The sequence below is a fragment of the Bradyrhizobium sp. CCBAU 11361 genome (assembly GCF_028128935.1).
GTDB classification, from domain to species: Bacteria; Pseudomonadota; Alphaproteobacteria; order Rhizobiales; family Xanthobacteraceae; genus Bradyrhizobium; species Bradyrhizobium niftali.
In genome coordinates this window covers 124,479-140,622 of record NZ_LBJZ01000197.1, presented here as the reverse complement: position 1 = coordinate 140,622, position 16,144 = coordinate 124,479, and the positions used below count along the sequence as shown (strand labels likewise).

Here is a 16,144-nt window from a genome sequence, read left to right as displayed (position 1 = left end):
GACATTGGGCGTGCCGAACGAGCTCGGCCTGCATGGTTCGAGACGCCCGCTTTGGCGGGCTCCTCACCATGAGGGTCTGATATCTCGCCGCAAAACGCGACCTCATCCTGAGGGCCCGCCGTAGGCGGGCGTCTCGAAGGATGGCTGCAGGCGAGCTTGCTGCCATGCCTGTCTTCGTATCGCCTTAGTGCGGAGGCGATCGCACGCGCGCGATCGTCTCGTGCACGCCGCTCCAGGCCGGCTTGTCAGGTGCGAACTGCTTGCGCAGGAAGGTGACGAGCTCCTCGACCTGCGCGTCGCTCATGCTGTTCCTGAACGCGGGCATGTAGCCGAGATCGCTCGATGCGGGCTCGGTGATGCCGTGCAGGATCACCTGCACGAGATTGTCCGATGTCGCGCTGTGCAGATTGCTGTTGAGCGCGAGCGAGGGCCGGCTGCCGAACAGCGGCAGGCCGCCGACTTCGTGGCAGACGGCGCAGGCGCCCTGATAGAGCCGCGCGCCGGTCGAGGCGGCGGTGGTGACTTGCGTTGCGCTCTCGAGCCTGGCGGCAAGCGCACCCGGCGTCTCGGTGGCAGCATCGTTGAACGAGTTGAGATAGACGGCCATCGCGCGAATGTCCTGGTCGGGCAGGGCCGTGAGATCCCTGACAACAGGCGCCATCGGGCCGGCGGCGACGCCGTGATAGCGCGAATGGCCGGTGCGCAAATAGGCGTAGAGCTCGTCCTCGCTCCAGGGGATCGGTGCATGCGACAGCGAGGTGAGCGGCGGCGCCTCCCAGCCTTCGGCAAAGCCGCCGGCGAGATAGGCCCCGCGCTGCTCGGCGCCGAGCGCGTTGCGCGGCGAATGGCAGGCGCCGCAATGGCCGAGACTCTCGACGAGATAGGCGCCGCGATTCCACCGCTCGGATTGGGCGGGATCGGGCTTGAAGTCCTTCGCCTCATGAAACAGCGCATTCCATCCCGCGAGCAGCGGGCGAATGTTGAACGGGAAGGCGAGCGTGTTCGCGGGCGCCGTCGCGCGCACCGCGGGCTGCGCCATCAGATAGGCGTAGAGCGCCTGGAGGTCGGCCTCGCTGGTCCTCGAAAAATGCGTGTAGGGGAAAGCGGGGTAGAGCTGCCGCCCGTCGCGATGCAGCCCGTCGCGCATCGCGCGTTCGAAGGCAGGATAGGACCATGCGCCGATACCGGTCTCGACGTCGGGCGTGATGTTGGTCGCATAGATCGTGCCGAACGGTGTCTGAAGCGCGCGGCCGCCGGCGTTGAGCGCGCCGCCGATGGTGGTGTGGCATTCCGCGCAATTGCCGAGCGCGGCAAGCTGCTGGCCGCGGGCGATGGTTGCCGCGGAATAGACCGATGCATCGGGCCGCGCGATCGGCGCGATGGCGCGCCCGGGCAAGAAGGCGGCGCCGACGCCGATCGCGGCGGTGCAGACGGCGGCAATGGTCGCAAAGATGCCGGCGCGCCTGGCGAACGGATTCTGCCAGATGCGAGACGGCGGCGCAGCGGGAGCGGGGAGTGCCTGCGGCTTAGCTGGGGCATCGCCGTGCAATCCCTTGAGGATACGCTCCGGCGTGAACGGTGGCTCGCGGAAGCGCACGCCGGTGGCATCGAAGATCGCATTGGCGATCGCCGCCGCGCTCGGCACCGAAGCGGATTCGCCGACGCCGAGCGGCGGCTGGTCCGGCCGCGGCAGCATCAAGACGTCGATCTTGGGCACGTCGGGGAAGGGGATGATCGGATAGGCGCCCCATTCGCGCGCCGCCACCGCGCCGCGCTCGAACGAGACCTCCTCCATCAGCGCGCGGCTGGTGGATTGGATGACGTTGCCATGGATCTGGTGGCGCACGCCGTCCGGATTGATCATCAGGCCGGAGTCCTGCCCGGCGACGACGCGCGTCACGCTGACGTCGCCGGTGGTCTTGTTCACGGCGACGTCGGCGACCCAGGCCGACCACGCCGCGCCATAGCCGGGGAACTTGCTGTGGACATAGAGCGCATAGGCAAAGCCGCGCCCGTGCACGACCTCGCCGTCTTTCTCTTCGCGCGCCGGTCGCGGCGTCCAGCCCGCGCGCTCAGCGACCGCATTGACGAGATCGACGGCGCGCTGGTCTTTCAGGTAGCGCAGCCGGTATTCGATCGGGTCGACGCCGGCTTCCGTTGCGGCCTCGTCGATGTAGGATTCATGCGCAAACGTGTTCGGCAGCGCCGAGACGCCGCGAAGCCAGGACGCGCGCACGATCGGTGCCATGTCATGGGCGACGACGCGCATGTGGTCGTAGTCGTAAGGCGGGATCGCGGTGCGGTCGCCCATCTGGAGCACGGCCGGATCGGGCGACACGCGACCCGTCAGCAGCAGCGCCAGCGTCGGCGCGGCGTTCGAGGGATAGCGCGTGGCGAGGTCGTAAGCCGCGACGCCGCCGTCTGCGTTGAGGCCGCCATTGACGTCGATGAGCTGCGCGGTGCCCTTGGGCTCCCAGGCGTGCTCCTGCTCGCGCGTCAGCTGCACGCGCACGGGACGGCCGACCGCGCGCGACAGCAGCAGTGCATCCGCGGTGACGTCGTCGGCGCAGTTGCGGCCGTAGCAGCCGGCGGCCTCCAGCCGGATGACTTCGATCTCGCTCTCGGGGCGCTCGATCAGCAGCGCCAGATCGCCGCGCAGCAGATGCGGATTCTGCGTGCCCGACCAGACGCGGATGTTGCCGTTCTGGAAGTCGGCGACCGCGCAGGACGGGCCGATCGACGCATGCATCTGGTACGGCCACACATAGGTGCGCTGCATCGGCTTGGCGGCGCCTGATATCGCCGCATCGACGTCGCCCTTGTCGATCAACGTCCGCGGCGTCGACGGATTGGCGCGCAGCGCGGTCTCGACGTCGGCGAGATCGGTGAGATCGGGCGTCGGCTTCCAGCTCACCTTGAGCTGCTCCGCGGCGCGAATCGCATTCTCCTCGCGCTCAGCGACTACACCGACGAAATCGCCGATGTGCACGACAGCTATGATGCCGGGAACGTCGCGCACCGAGGATTCGTCGACCGCGATCAGGCTGGTGCCGACGAACGGCCCGGCATCGACGCCGGCATAGGGCGGACGCACCACGCGGCCGTGCAGCATGCCGGGCAGGCGGATGTCGTGCACGAAGGTCAGTTCGCCCGTGGCCTTCGCCGGCAGATCGACCCGCGGCATCGACTGGCCGACGATGGCGTATTCGCCGACAGGTTTGACGGCGACGTCGTCGGCGAGCTCGAGCCGGATCGTCTCGCCGCCGATCAGCTCGCCATAGCTGACGCTGCGGTTGTCGTGTCCGCGCACGAGGCCGTCTTCGATTGTGAGATCGGCCGCCGGCAGCTCCAGCCGCTCGGCCGCGCGCGCGATCAGGAACTGTCGCGCCTGTGCCGCGGCCTTGCGCAAGGGCACGGCGGTGATCTGGATGGTTTCACTGGCGATCGTGGCGCCCTGGTTCGGCACCACGGCGGTATCGCCAAGCACCACGACGACGCGCGCAAAGGACACGTCGAGCTCCTCGGCGACGATCTGGCCGAGCGCGGTGCGGATGCCGGTGCCGAGGTCGACATGGCCGTTGTAAGCGGTGACCGAGCCGTCCGCGGTGATGCGGACGAAGGTTTCGGATGTGCATTCGTCCACCGTGTGGACGACGACGAGCGAGCCCGATTGCCGCTCAGCTCCGTTCGAGGCAGGGGAGGCCATCAGTCGGCGGCCTCAGTGAGTTGACCCGATGCGCGCATCACGGCGCGCAGGATTTCGACATGCGTGCCGCAGCGGCAGAGATTGTAGCGCAGCGCCGCCAGCGCTTCCTGCTCGGTCGGCCGCGGGTTGATCGCGAGCAGCGCCTTGGTGGTCATGATCATGCCGTTGAGGCAATAACCGCATTGCGCGGCCTGCTCGTCGATGAAGGCTTGTTGCACCGGATCAGGCTTGTCGCTTGTGCCGAGCCCCTCGAGCGTCACGATGTCGCGTCCCGCGCAGCCGCCGATCGGGATGACGCAAGAGCGCGCGGCGGCGCCGTCGATCAGGACAGTACAGGTGCCGCATTCGCCGAGGCCGCAGCCATATTTCGGGCCGTTGAGCGCGAGGTCGTTGCGCAGCACATAGAGCAACGGCGTCTGGCGCTCTGCAGTGACCTCGTGGATCCTGCCGTTCACGGTGAGGCGGATCGGTGTCTGCGTCATCCCTGTTCCCAAGCCCCGCGACGATCGGGTCGCAAAAATTGTACGTTGCGACGATACCGTTTGTACACAAACGTGCAAGCGGCCATGCCGCAGTGCAGCGCGACTGCCCGCTTTGTGGACAAAGGCGGGAGGCAAATGAGGTTTTATTCGGCAGGCGCATCTTTTCGCGCGCGCCGCCGCTTGACAGCTATCGGGACCGCGCGCAACATCGTTCGTATACGAATGATAACCGCAGTGTCCGCTGGCTTGCACATGGTGACTGAAACGACGAGCGCCGCCACCGACAAGATCCGCTGCGATGCCTGTCCGGTGATGTGCTACATCAAGCCGGGCGCAGCGGGCGCCTGCGACCGCTATGCCAACCACGACGGCAAGCTCGTTCGCGTCGATCCGCATGTGATCCTGGAGCGCACCGTCTCGCATGGCGGCAAGCTCGTGCCGTTCAGCCGCACGGAAGACTGGGACGGCAAGATCGTCCACGAACCCTCGACCTTCGTTACCGCGATCGGCGCGGGCACGACCTATCCCGACTACAAGCCGGCACCGTTCATCGTTTCCGCGGAGGTCGACGGCGTCGACATGGTGACCGTCGTCACCGAGGGCATCTTCTCCTATTGCGGCATCAAGGTGAAGATCGACACCGACCGCTATCTCGGCCCGGAGACCGCAACCGTCCGCGCCCAGGGCGAGGCGGTCGGCCACGTCACGACAAGCGAATACGGCTCGCAGATGCTGTCGCTCGGCGGCGTGCATCACCTGACCGGCGGCTCCAAGAAGGAAGGCCGCGTCACCTGCGACACGCTGATGGACCTCGCCAATTGCAAGGCGGTCGAGCTCACCATCGACGGCGGCGCCACGGTGGTGGTGCAGGCCGGCCAGCCGCCGATCGTCAACGGCGTGAAGGAAGAGCGCATGCGCGTCGGCTGCGGCTCGGCGACGATCGGCATGTTCGCCAAGCAATGGCACGGCAAGGTCGACGAGGTCGTCGTCGTCGACGATCACATCACCGGCGTGCTCTCGGAGCACCAGGCCGGCAAGCTGCTCGACATCGCCGACACCGGCATCAAGATGAAGGGCCGGCGCTCGACGCCCGGCCGCTATTTCCAGGTCGCCGATCCCGGCACGGGCTGGGGCGGCACCAACATCTCCGATCCGCTCGCGATTCTCGGGCCGTTCGATGCCAAGGAGGCCAAGCCTGGCCTCTCCATGCTCATGGTCTCCACCACGGGTGAACACTCTTCCTATTACGTGCTCGACGAGGCCCTGAAGCCGGTCGAGACCGAGATGCCTGATGATCTGAAGTTCTCGGTCGAGCGCATCCAGGAGAATTGCGAGCCGGCGCTGTGCACCGTGCTGTTCATGGCCGGTGCGGGCGGTTCGCTGCGCGCGGGCGTCACCGACAATCCAGTGCGGCTGACGCGCTCGGTGAAGGACGCGCTGACACGCGTCACCAGCGGCGGCGCACCGGTCTATGTCTGGCCCGGCGGCGGCATCACCTACATGGTCGACGTGACGCAGATGCCTTCAGGCGCGTTCGGCTACGTGCCGACGCCGGCGCTGGTCGCGCCGATCGAGTTCACGATGAAGCTGTCCGACTATGCCGCACTCGGCGGACACATGGATTATGTAAAGCCGCTCTCCGAGGTGCAGGGCGGCGACGATGTCCGGCAGTTGCCCTGGCAGAACCCGATTCCGGGGCCCCGGGCATGACACGGCTCCCGCAAATCGCATGGCTGTCTGATGGTCGGCGGCTGCATTTGCAGGATGGTCCGATTGATCTGATCGTCGAGGCGAGGGGGGATGCGAGCCAGGTGCGTGCGGCCTATGACGCCGCGGCGCGCCGTTTCACCGGACTGCTCGATGAGCTCTGCCTGGAGCTGACGGAGTTGCGCAAGGCGGCGGAACCCGGAGCGTGCTCACTGAAGGGCGTCGTTGCCCGCCGCATGTACGCTGCCGTTGCGCCCTATGCCGCTGATTGCTTCATCACGCCGATGGCCGCAGTGGCCGGCAGCGTGGCCGAGGAGATTCTGGGCGCAATGCTGAACGCGGCATCGCTCGACCAGGCCTATGTCAATAATGGCGGCGACATCGCGCTGCATCTTGCGCGAGGCGAGCATTTTTCGGTCGGCGTGATGGACCGGCCCGGTCGCGACGGCGTGATGCGGAGGATGAAGGTCGTTGCTGATGATCCCGTGCGGGGGATCGCGACCAGCGGGCGCCACGGCCGCAGCTTTTCGCTCGGTATTGCGGACGCCGTGACGGTGCTGGCGGCAACGGCCGCGCGAGCCGATGCGGCGGCCACGATCATCGCCAACGCCGTCGATCTGCCCGGGCATCCCGCCATCGTCCGGCAGCCCGCGAACGAGCTTCAGCCCGACAGCGATCTCGGCGCGCGCCTCGTCACCCGCGACGTCGGTGAATTGTCGCCGACCGAGATTGCGGTCGCGCTGGAAGCTGGCGCGGAATGTGCACGGCATTTGTTCGATCGCGGATTGATCGAGGGTGCCGTGTTGCAGCTCAGTGGTGATATGCTTGTCATCGGACCGAAAGATATTGAAAGGCAGCGATCGCACCCGCCTGTGCTGGAGAACGCGGTTCATGCCTGAACAGGGACGAGCCCAAGGGAAACAATCATGAGCGCGATCATCCGCAAGATCGTCACCGTCGTCGAAGAGACGCAAATGGAGATGGGCCGCCAGGTCTCGCCGCCGACCCGGCGCGCCGCGGCCATTGCCGTGATCGAAAATCCCTTCGCCGGACAATATGTCGAGGATCTCGCGCCGCTGATCGCGATCGGCGAGGAGCTTGGCGAGCTGCTGTCGAAGCGCGCGGTCGCGGCGCTCGGGATCGACGGGGCGAAGGTGCAGAGCTACGGCAAGGCGGCGGCCGTCGGTGAGAATGGCGAGCTGGAGCATGCGGCCGCGATTCTTCACCCGAAGATGGGCGCGCCGGTGCGGAAAGTTCTGAGCAAGGGCGCAGCGCTGATCCCGTCGTCGAAGAAGCGCAGCGGCCCCGGCACGACGCTCGATATTCCCCTGGGTCACAAGGATGCGGCCTTCGTGCGCAGCCACTTCGACGGCATGGAGGTGCAGATCAACGACGCGCCGCGCGCCAACGAGATCATGGTCGCGGTCGCCGTCACCGACAGCGGCCGTCCGCTGCCACGCGTCGGCGGGCTGACGGTTGCGGAAGTGAAGGGCGAGGACGGTCTGAGATAGAAGCTTGAACCGGGGAGGCCGGCACAGCTTCTCCGATAACATCGCGCTGAAGACGTAGAGAGTTCAAAACTGGAGGTTGGGATGCGAGCAAGAAACTATTTTGTGGGCGCGGCCTTCGCGCTTCTGGCGGGCGGCATGGCTCATTCGGCCATGGCACAGGACATCAAGATCGGCGAGATCAACAGCTACTCGCTGCTGCCGGCCTTCACCGAGCCCTATCGCAAGGGCTGGCAGCTCGCGGTCGAAGAGATCAATGCGGCGGGCGGCATCAACGGCAAGAAGCTCGTCGTCGTCTCCAAGGACGATGGCGGCAAGCCGGCGGACGCGCAGACCGCGGCCAACGAGCTCGTGTCGAGCGAGGGCGTGGCGATGCTCACGGGGACGTTCCTGTCGAACATCGGTCTGGCCGTCAGCGACTTCGCCAACCAGAAGAAGGTCTTCTTCCTCGCGGCCGAGCCGCTGACGGACGCCGTGACCTGGTCGAAGGGCAACAAGTACACCTTCCGCCTGCGGCCCTCGAACTACATGCAGGCGGCGATGCTGGTGGAAGCAGCCAGCAAGCTGCCGGCAAAGCGCTGGGCGACGATCGCGCCGAACTATGAGTACGGCCAGTCGGCGGTTGCGGTGTTCAAGAAGCTGATGTCGGAGAAGCGCCCCGACATCCAGTGGGTGGACGAGCAATGGCCGCCGCAGGGCAAGATCGATGCGGGCCCGGTGGTGCAGGCGGTCGCCGCGGCCAATCCCGAGGCGATCCTCAACGTCACCTTCGGCGCCGACCTCGTGAAGCTCGTGCGTGAAGGCAACACCCGCGGCCTCTTCAAGGGGCGCGAGGTTGTCTCCTTCCTGACCGGCGAGCCGGAATATCTCGATCCGCTCAAGGACGAGACGCCGGAGGGCTGGATCGTCACCGGCTATCCCTGGTACTCGATCAAGACGCCCGAGCATGATGCGTTCCTGAAGGCCTATCAGGCCAAGTACAACGACTATCCGCGTCTCGGTTCGATCGTCGGCTACCAGACCATCAAGTCCGCCGCTGCGATCCTGGCGAAGGCCGGCTCCACCGATCCGGAGAAGCTGATTGCCGCGGCGGAGGGCCTGTCGATGCCGTCGCCGTTCGGCGAGATCACCTTCCGCAAGATCGACCACCAGTCGACGCTCGGCGCTTACGTCGGCAAGACCGCGCTGAAGGACGGCAAGGGCCTGATGGTGGACTCTTCTTACAAGAAGGGCGCGGACTATCTGCCCAGCGATGCCGAAGTCGAGAAGCTGCGGCCGAAGGATTGATCTCTTTCTTCTCCCTCGCCCCGCTTGCGGGGAGAGGGCTGGGGTGAGGGGAGCCTCCGCGAGGGAGGTGACAGATGGACTCGCGGAGGCTCCCCCTCACCCGAATTGCTCCGCAATTCGACCTCTCCCTGCAGGCGGGGAGAGGTGACTTCAAACCAAACCCGGACCGCCGATGGCCTTTTATGTCGTACAGTTTCTGACCGGACTCGCCAGCGCAGCGTCGCTGTTCCTGGTGGCCTCGGGCCTGTCGATCATCTTTGGCGTGACGCGGATCGTGAATTTCGCGCATGGCGCCTTCTACATGATCGGCGCCTACATCGCCTTCACGCTCAGCGAGCGGTTTTCGGGCGCATTCGGCTTCTGGGGCAGTATTGTCGCGGCCGCGCTGGCCGTGGCGCTGATCGGCGTCATTGTCGAGATGGTGCTGCTCCGCCGCATCTATCATGCGCCCGAACTGTTCCAGTTGCTCGCGACCTTCGGCCTGACCTTGATGGTCGAGGACCTCGTCGTGCTGATCTGGGGACCCGACGATCTCGTCGGCCGCCGCGCGCCGGGCTTCAAGGGCGCGATCGATTTCTTCGGTCAGAACATCCCGAGCTATGACCTGTTCCTGATCGTGCTCGGCCCGGTCGTGCTCGGCATTCTCTGGCTGTTGTTCCAGCGCACGCGCTGGGGCGTGCTGGTGCGCGCGGCAACGCAGGACCGCGACATGGTCGCAGCCCTCGGCGTCAATCAGAAATGGCTGTTCACGTCGGTGTTCGCAGTCGGCGTCTTCCTCGCAGCGCTCGGCGGCGCGCTCCAGATCCCGCGCGATGCCGTGCATCACGCAATGGATTTGCGCATCATCGTCGAGGTCTTCGTCGTGGTCGTGATCGGCGGTCTCGGCAGCATCGTCGGCGCCTTCGTCGCGGCGGTGCTGGTCTCCGAGCTCAACGCCTTCGGCATCCTGATCTTCCCGAAGATCTCCATCATCCTGGTCTTCCTGGTGATGGCGGTGGTGCTGATCGTCCGCCCCTGGGGCCTGTTCGGCAAGCCGGAGGCGCCGGCGCGCAGGACGCCGGGTCTCACCGTCAACCCGTGGCGTCCGCTGACGTCGAACGAGCGGCTGGCTGCGCTGGCAACACTCGTCATCGCCGCGACGCTGCCGCTGTTCGCCGGCAACTACGCGCTGACCGTCGGCTCGGAGATCGCAATCTTCGTGATCTTCGCCGTCAGCCTGCATTTCCTGATGTCGGTCGGTGGGCTCGCATCCTTCGGCCACGCCGCCTATTTCGGACTCGGCGCCTACGGCATCGCCTTCCTCGCCAAGATGGCCGGACTGCCGATGATCGTCTGCCTGTTGCTCGGGCCGCTGCTCGGCTGCATGGGCGCCGCCGTGTTCGGCTTCTTCGCCGTGCAACTCTCCGGCGTCTATTTCGCGATGCTGACGCTCGCCTTCGCCCAGATCGTCTGGTCGATCGCGTTCCAGTGGGTGAGCGTGACCGGCGGCGACAATGGCATTCTGGGCGTATGGCCGGAAAAATGGGCGGCGAGCCCGTCGCATTTCTACTGGCTCGCGCTCGGCGTCGCGGCGCTCGTCACGGTCGCGCTGCGGGCCATGGTGTTCTCGCCGTTCGGCTATGCGCTCCGCGCCACGCGCGACTCGCTTCTGCGCAGTGAAGCGATCGGCATCAACGCCAAGCGCATCCAGTGGACGGCCTTCGTGATCGCGGGCACGACCGCCGGCATCGGCGGTGCGCTGTTCGCCTATCTCAAGGGCAGCGTCTTCCCGGACAATCTCGGCATCTCGCTCTCGGTCGACGCGCTGGTCATGGTGCTGCTCGGCGGCGTCGAGACGGTGTCGGGCGCGGTGATCGGTGCCATCGTCTACAAGGCCCTCAACATCTGGCTGGTCAGCCAGACCGATCTGTCGAAGCTCGTGCTCGGCGGCTTCATCGTGCTGATCGTCGTCGTCTTCCCCAAGGGCATCGTCGGCATGCTGGAGATGCTGGCGCAACGCCGCAGGAAGACATCGCCGCCGGGATCTCCCCTGCTTGCCAAGCCGATCGAGTCCGCCGAATGAGCGTTGCACCCCCACTTCTCGCGGTCGAAGGCCTGACCAAATCCTATGGCGGCATCCATGCCGTGCGCGGCGTCTCGTTCTCGCTGCGTGCCGGCGAAATCCTGGCGCTGATCGGGCCGAACGGCGCCGGCAAGAGCACCTGCTTCGACATGCTCAACGGCCAGAACAAACCGGATTCCGGCCAGGTCCGCCTGCTTGGCGAAGAAACCACCGGCAAGAAGCCGCGCGAAATCTGGCGGCTCGGGGTGGGGCGTACCTTCCAGATCACCGCGACGTTCGCGACCATGACGGTGCGCGAGAATGTGCAAGTCGCGCTGATCTCGCACGGGAAGCGGCTGTTCAACCTCTGGGGCTCGGCGCCGAAGTTCGATCGCGGCGAAGCCGGCCGCTTGCTCGAACTCGTCGGCATGGGCGGCTATGCGGACCGGCCCTGCGGCGAGCTGGCCTATGGCGACCTCAAGCGGCTCGAGCTTGCGGTCGCGCTCGCCAACGAGCCGAAACTCTTGCTGATGGATGAGCCGACCGCTGGCATGGCGCCGCGCGAGCGCGTCGATCTGATGCGGCTGACGGCTCAAATCGCCCGGGAAAAATCGATCGGCGTGCTCTTCACCGAGCATGACATGGACGTGGTGTTCGAGCATGCCGACCGCATCATCGTGCTCAATCGCGGCACGCTGATCGCGGAAGGCTCGCCGGCGGAAGTGCGCAGCAATCCGCAGGTGCAGGCAGTCTATCTCGGCGAGGGCCTGCTTTACGATGCCGAGCATCGCGAGGGACCCTCGACATGAAGCTCACGGTGCAGGACCTCAACAGCCATTACGGCCCGGCGCATATCCTGTTCGACATCGGCTTCGAGGTCGGCCAGGGAGAGGTGGTTGCGCTGCTCGGGCGCAACGGCGCCGGCAAGTCGACGACGTTCCGTTCGATCGTCGGCCTCGTGGCGCAGCGCTCGGGCCGCATCATGTTCGAGGGCAAGGACGTATCGGTGCGGCCGACGCACGAGATCGTGCGCGAGGGGCTCGGCTATGTGCCGGAGGAACGGCGAATCTTCACCGATCTGACGGTGGAGGAGAATCTCGAAGTCGGCCGGCAGCCGAAGCGTCCGAACGCGCCATACTGGACGCGCGACAAGTTGTTCACGCTGTTTCCAAACCTCGGCGAGATGAAGAACCGACCGGGCGGCCGCATGAGCGGCGGCGAGCAGCAGATGCTCACCATCGCGCGCACGCTGATGGGCAATCCGTCGCTGGTGCTGCTCGACGAGCCGTCGGAAGGCCTGTCGCCGAAGATCGTGGAGCAGATGGTCGATGCCATCCTGACCATGAAGAAGGAGGGCGTCAGCATCGTCGTCTCCGAGCAGAATCTGCATTTCGCGCGGTTGATCTCCGATCGCGCCTACATCATCGAGCGCGGCCGTATCTGTTTCGGCGGCACCATGGCCGAGCTCGACGCGCGTCCGGACATCCGCGACGCGCATCTGTCGTTGTGAGGGCAAAGGGAAGGGCAGCGAGCGGATGGCGAGAAGCGTTGCGGCGAAGAAGAGCGTCAAACCGGCAAAACCGCCTTACGTGCTCGACGAGCAGGTCGGCTTCATCCTGCGTCAGGTCTGGCAGCGCCACAGCTCGATCTTCTCCCGCGACATCGGCACCAATCTGACGCCGACGCAATGGGCGGCGCTGTCAAAGCTCGCCGAGACCGGGCCGTGCTCGCAGAACCAGCTCGGCCGGCTGACGGCCATGGATGTCGCGACCATCAAGGGCGTGATCGACCGCCTGACGGCCCGTGGCCTGACCGAGACCAGCCAGGATCCCGAGGACGGACGGCGTCTGCTCGTGAGCCTGACACGCGCCGGTCAGCAGCTTGCCGAAAAACTGGCGCCAAACGCGCTCGCCATCACCCGCGAGACGCTCGCGCCGCTCGACGCCAAGGAGCGCGAGATGCTGATGGGGCTGTTGAACAAGCTGCGGTGAATGTCGGCCGCGGATTTCGCGATCCTTATGAAGGCATGTGGAGCGGTGCAACGTAGGTCTGGACGAGGTTACCGAGAATGATCGTCCCGTTGTAGATGCCATGTGCGAGTACGCACACGCCCACTCCAACGCGCCGTAGTCGCAGGACGGTCAGAAGGATCGTCAGCGGCAGCACGAGCAGGGGCGCGAGGATGCCGTTAGGAACATGCGAGCCGAGGAAGAGAGCAGCGGAGATCGTGCCTGCCTTCCAGGGTGGCATGATACTGGACAGACGGCCCCATACGTATCCGCGGTAAAATATCTCTTCCGCCACGGGGGCCACGATGACGAGAAGGACCGCAATGGCCAGCCAATAGATCGGCGACATATCGTGCAGGAAATTCCTCGTCAGCTGGGTTGTGGTGATGGCCCAATGAACCGAGCCGAGCAGGCCCAGCGGCACGCAAACCAGGATCAGCAGCGATACGGGGCGGCGGAGTCCGTTCATCAGATCGGGAAGAAACTGTCGGAGCCTCTCCTTGAGCTCGTCGCGGGCGAAGAGCAGGTACGTCGCGTTCACCATCAACATCGACAGAATCGCGAGCGATTGGATGTACGCAAACTCTTGGGTCATATGGAGTAAGGAGGCGGAACGGGTCGCCGCTCCGACGAAGGCCACGACGAAGCCGACGACGAAGCTGACCAATAAGGAGCTTGCCAGGGCTGCCAGCACTTGCCAGACGCAGCTGCGGACCACAGACCACTGGCTCTGGACTGGAAGCGGAAGGTCGGCGAGCTGTTCACTCACGAAGGGCTCCTCGTTCGGATAGGATGCGGATGGTGGCGCAACCTTAGCTAGATACGATCGCCGCGCAAAACTCTTTTTGCCGCCGGCCGACGCCGGTCTGCGCAGCGCTTTTCCAGCGAACCAGCGAGCGTAAGGAGCGCGAGATGCCGATGGGGCTGTTGAACAAGCTGCGGTGACCTCGCGACTAATCTCGATGAAGGCTCCATCGAGGTTTTCCGGCATGAGAGTGGCGCACTGCGTTGCGGTGGTGTTGAGTCTTGGCGCGGCGCTGGCGAGCGAATGTGCTCTTGCCTGGGCGGCGCAAGCCTATGAAGGGTTCTGGGCGTCGACCAGGAAGGATTGCCGCAATGACGACAGCCCCAACCGCATGAGCATCGAGGGCGGCAACCGCCTCTATTGGTACGAGACGCGATGCCGCGCCAGTGCGATCACCGCTGACGGGAAGCTCGGCTGGAAGATGCGGCTCGCCTGCGAAGGCGAGGGAGACAAGTTTCGCTCCAATCCCCGGATTTCGATTGCCGCTGACGGCAAGCTGGTGATCGACAACGGCCCGGTGGGGCAAGCCAAGCGCCAGGTCTATATGCGTTGTGAGTTGCCCAAGCCGCGCTGATCGGGCGGCTTACGTCTTTCCCGGCCATTTGGCCCGGTAGCGGATTTCGCTGCCGTCGGCCTGCGATTGCCACGGGCCGAACTCGGCCGTGTGCGGTGCCTTGGCGGACATTCCGATCGGATAGAGCCGGCTCGGCTGGCCCTCGATGTTGACCGCGAGCTGCCGGTGCGAGGTTCGAAAGGCGAGTTCGACCTCGCCGGCGATGACTGGCTTGTCGCCGTCGCGGCGGAAGCGGCTGACGCTTGGCTCCCCCGGCATGGTGTTGAGATCGGTTTGCAGCTCGATGGCGATGCCTTGCGCCGATGCCGGCACCGTCGTTCCGGCCGGGAGGCGTACCTCGAACAGAAGCAGGGGATTGGCGGCGTTCGGGTTGAGCCAGGGCGTGGCGGTTGTCACGGCGTAGGCGTAGTAGCCGACACCGGTGGCCGCGCAGAGAAACAGGACGACGGCGAGCGATTTCAGACTGTTGCGCGCGAGGCTGCCCGCGCTTCCGTCCGTGCGTGTCGCCAGCCGGGTGGCCAGCACGAGGCCGGCGATCGCGCCGAACAGTGCCAGCAGGCCCGACGTGATCAGGTCCGCCCGGTTGCCGAAGCCGCCGAGCTCGAGCAGCAGAAGCGTGGCGATGAATCCCGCCACCGCACCGACGACGCCGGCGGCAATCTGCAACCAACCTCTCATGTCCGCCTCGACGCTCCAGCAAATGAAATGCCGCCGCCAGGGCTGCCTGCGTTAGACGCGACAGGCCGAAGATCTGTTCAATGCTTTCGAGGGGCGCGCCGAGCGGCGGACCGCTCCGGCTGGGTCACTTCGCCACCACTTCCGGCACCTTGCCCGCCGGCGGGGTGTTGCGGCTGCGCTGGGTGCGGACGATGCCGTCGATGATGGTCATGCCGATGCCGGGAAGGTCGCCGAGCTGGACGCTCTCCAGGATGTTCTTGCCCGGCGAGTGCTGCGCCTTGTCCATGATGACGAAATCCGCAGCGCGGCCGACCTCGATCAGGCCGCAATCGAGCTGCCGCATCCGCGCCGTGTTGCCGGTGGCAAGGCAGAACGCGATCTCGGCCGGCAGCTCACCGATCGAGGACAGCATCGAGACCATGCGCAAGATGCCGAGCGGCTGCACGCCGGAGCCGGCCGGCCCGTCGGTGCCGAGGATGACGCGGTGCAGGTCGCCCATTTCGCGCGCGATGCGCAACGTGTAGAGCGCCGAGCGCTCATTCCCGTTGTGAACGATCTCGAGCCCGCGCTTGCAGCCCTCGCAGATGCAGCGGATCTGGTCGTCGGGGAGGGCGGTGTGGCCGCCATTGATGTGGCCGACCACGTCAGTGTCGGCCTCCAGCACCACATCCTTGTCGATCAGGCCGGAGCCGGGGATCGAGGGGCCACCGGTGTGGATCGTGCTCTGGATGCCGTATTTGCGCGCCCAGCCGACCATTTTTCGCGCCGTCGGTCCGTCCTTGACGCCACCGAGGCCGACTTCGCCGAGCAGCTTGACGCCGGCGGCGGCCAATTCCTTGAAGTCCTCTTCGACCATCTCGCATTCGATGACCGGCGCGCCGGCATGAACCTTCACGCCGCCCGGACGCAACGTCCAGAACGCGCGCTGGGCGAAGATCGCCATCGCCTTCAGCCCCACCACGTCGCGGGGGCGGCCGGGCATGTGCACTTCGCCTGCCGAGATCATGGTGGTGATGCCGCCATGGAGGGAGCTGTCGATCCAGTTGATCTGGTTCTGGCGCGGCGTCCAGTCGCCGGCGACGGGGTGGACATGGCTGTCGATCAGACCGGGGGTCACCGTGGTGCCGTTGGCATCGACGATGGTGGTCGCGCCTTCCGTGTCGAGATCCTTGTAGCGGCCGATGGCGGTGATCCTGCCGTTCTCGGCGACGATGGTGTCGCCGTCCAGGATCGGCTTTTCCAGCGCGCCCGACAGGATCAGGCCGATATTGCGGATCACGAGCTTCGAGGGTCCGGTGGCCTGGGGTGCGTCATGCGCCATGGAAGGGGGTCCTTGTCCTTAACTGC

Annotated in this window: 14 protein-coding genes; 9 read left to right on the top strand and 5 right to left on the bottom strand. The window is 65.9% G+C overall.

Translation table 11 applies throughout. The features are described from left to right. Positions 1-184 precede the first annotated feature (184 nt). Entirely contained in the window at positions 185-3,706 is a 3,522-nt protein-coding gene (locus XI08_RS38775; protein WP_271578468.1) for a molybdopterin cofactor-binding domain-containing protein, read from the bottom strand. Then, positions 3,706-4,188, bottom strand: a complete 483-nt coding sequence (locus XI08_RS38770; protein WP_271578467.1) for a (2Fe-2S)-binding protein — start codon at positions 4,186-4,188, stop codon at positions 3,706-3,708. Before XI08_RS38770 ends, XI08_RS38775 begins: the two co-directional genes overlap by 1 nt. A 252-nt stretch (positions 4,189-4,440) precedes the next feature. Between XI08_RS38770 and XI08_RS38765 the strand changes: the two genes are divergently transcribed. The 8 genes from XI08_RS38765 (at position 4,441) to XI08_RS38730 (ending at position 12,722) form a co-directional block, all read left to right on the top strand. Continuing rightward, positions 4,441-5,898 carry a hypothetical protein gene (locus XI08_RS38765; RefSeq protein WP_027543240.1) on the top strand — a complete coding sequence of 486 codons (1,458 nt, stop codon included), beginning with the start codon at positions 4,441-4,443 and terminating at the stop codon, positions 5,896-5,898. Then, positions 5,895-6,794 carry a UPF0280 family protein gene (locus XI08_RS38760; protein WP_271578466.1) on the top strand — a complete coding sequence of 300 codons (900 nt, stop codon included), beginning with the start codon at positions 5,895-5,897 and terminating at the stop codon, positions 6,792-6,794. Before XI08_RS38765 ends, XI08_RS38760 begins: the two co-directional genes overlap by 4 nt. Before the next feature lie 27 nt (positions 6,795-6,821). Beyond that, entirely contained in the window at positions 6,822-7,406 is a 585-nt protein-coding gene (locus XI08_RS38755) for an amino acid synthesis family protein (protein ID WP_271578465.1), read from the top strand. Positions 7,407-7,487: 81 nt separating this feature from the next. Continuing rightward, on the top strand, positions 7,488-8,690 hold the full coding sequence (locus tag XI08_RS38750; RefSeq protein ID WP_271578464.1) for an ABC transporter substrate-binding protein: 1,203 nt from the start codon (positions 7,488-7,490) through the stop codon (positions 8,688-8,690). Positions 8,691-8,862: 172 nt separating this feature from the next. Continuing rightward, positions 8,863-10,752, top strand: coding sequence for an ABC transporter permease (locus XI08_RS38745; RefSeq protein ID WP_271578463.1), 1,890 nt, complete (start codon positions 8,863-8,865; stop codon positions 10,750-10,752). Beyond that, positions 10,749-11,540, top strand: a complete 792-nt coding sequence (locus XI08_RS38740) for an ABC transporter ATP-binding protein (RefSeq protein WP_271578462.1) — start codon at positions 10,749-10,751, stop codon at positions 11,538-11,540. Before XI08_RS38745 ends, XI08_RS38740 begins: the two co-directional genes overlap by 4 nt. Beyond that, positions 11,537-12,241, top strand: coding sequence for an ABC transporter ATP-binding protein (locus XI08_RS38735; RefSeq protein WP_271578461.1), 705 nt, complete (start codon positions 11,537-11,539; stop codon positions 12,239-12,241). Before XI08_RS38740 ends, XI08_RS38735 begins: the two co-directional genes overlap by 4 nt. Positions 12,242-12,266: 25 nt before the next feature. Further along, complete coding sequence (locus XI08_RS38730) at positions 12,267-12,722, top strand: MarR family winged helix-turn-helix transcriptional regulator (RefSeq protein WP_271578460.1); 456 nt, start codon at positions 12,267-12,269, stop codon at positions 12,720-12,722. A 25-nt stretch (positions 12,723-12,747) separates the two neighbouring features. Here the strand turns inward: XI08_RS38730 and XI08_RS38725 are convergent, their stop codons facing one another. After that, on the bottom strand, positions 12,748-13,509 hold the full coding sequence (locus XI08_RS38725) for a CPBP family intramembrane glutamic endopeptidase (RefSeq protein WP_271578459.1): 762 nt from the start codon (positions 13,507-13,509) through the stop codon (positions 12,748-12,750). Between the two features lie 220 nt (positions 13,510-13,729). Between XI08_RS38725 and XI08_RS38720 the strand changes: the two genes are divergently transcribed. Next, positions 13,730-14,119 (top strand): hypothetical protein, encoded by a 390-nt coding sequence (locus tag XI08_RS38720; protein ID WP_271578458.1) that lies wholly within the window; start codon positions 13,730-13,732, stop codon positions 14,117-14,119. A 9-nt stretch (positions 14,120-14,128) separates the two neighbouring features. Here the strand turns inward: XI08_RS38720 and XI08_RS38715 are convergent, their stop codons facing one another. Then, on the bottom strand, positions 14,129-14,797 hold the full coding sequence (locus tag XI08_RS38715) for a hypothetical protein (protein ID WP_271578457.1): 669 nt from the start codon (positions 14,795-14,797) through the stop codon (positions 14,129-14,131). A gap of 124 nt (positions 14,798-14,921) precedes the next feature. Continuing rightward, complete coding sequence (locus tag XI08_RS38710; RefSeq protein WP_027543230.1) at positions 14,922-16,118, bottom strand: amidohydrolase family protein; 1,197 nt, start codon at positions 16,116-16,118, stop codon at positions 14,922-14,924. Between the last annotated feature and the right edge of the window lie 26 nt (positions 16,119-16,144).

What these genes read in the sequence shown, in the direction of transcription:
- XI08_RS38710 (WP_027543230.1), bottom strand. Translation starts at nt 16,118, where the DNA reads ATGGCGCATGACGCACCCCAGGCCACCGGACCCTCGAAGCTCGTGATC.
- XI08_RS38770 (WP_271578467.1), bottom strand. Translation starts at nt 4,188, where the DNA reads ATGACGCAGACACCGATCCGCCTCACCGTGAACGGCAGGATCCACGAG.
- XI08_RS38750 (WP_271578464.1), top strand. Translation starts at nt 7,488, where the DNA reads ATGCGAGCAAGAAACTATTTTGTGGGCGCGGCCTTCGCGCTTCTGGCG.
- XI08_RS38765 (WP_027543240.1), top strand. Translation starts at nt 4,441, where the DNA reads ATGGTGACTGAAACGACGAGCGCCGCCACCGACAAGATCCGCTGCGAT.
- XI08_RS38735 (WP_271578461.1), top strand. Translation starts at nt 11,537, where the DNA reads ATGAAGCTCACGGTGCAGGACCTCAACAGCCATTACGGCCCGGCGCAT.
- XI08_RS38760 (WP_271578466.1), top strand. Translation starts at nt 5,895, where the DNA reads ATGACACGGCTCCCGCAAATCGCATGGCTGTCTGATGGTCGGCGGCTG.
- XI08_RS38715 (WP_271578457.1), bottom strand. Translation starts at nt 14,797, where the DNA reads ATGAGAGGTTGGTTGCAGATTGCCGCCGGCGTCGTCGGTGCGGTGGCG.
- XI08_RS38755 (WP_271578465.1), top strand. Translation starts at nt 6,822, where the DNA reads ATGAGCGCGATCATCCGCAAGATCGTCACCGTCGTCGAAGAGACGCAA.
- XI08_RS38775 (WP_271578468.1), bottom strand. Translation starts at nt 3,706, where the DNA reads ATGGCCTCCCCTGCCTCGAACGGAGCTGAGCGGCAATCGGGCTCGCTC.
- XI08_RS38745 (WP_271578463.1), top strand. Translation starts at nt 8,863, where the DNA reads ATGGCCTTTTATGTCGTACAGTTTCTGACCGGACTCGCCAGCGCAGCG.
- XI08_RS38730 (WP_271578460.1), top strand. Translation starts at nt 12,267, where the DNA reads ATGGCGAGAAGCGTTGCGGCGAAGAAGAGCGTCAAACCGGCAAAACCG.
- XI08_RS38740 (WP_271578462.1), top strand. Translation starts at nt 10,749, where the DNA reads ATGAGCGTTGCACCCCCACTTCTCGCGGTCGAAGGCCTGACCAAATCC.
- XI08_RS38720 (WP_271578458.1), top strand. Translation starts at nt 13,730, where the DNA reads ATGAGAGTGGCGCACTGCGTTGCGGTGGTGTTGAGTCTTGGCGCGGCG.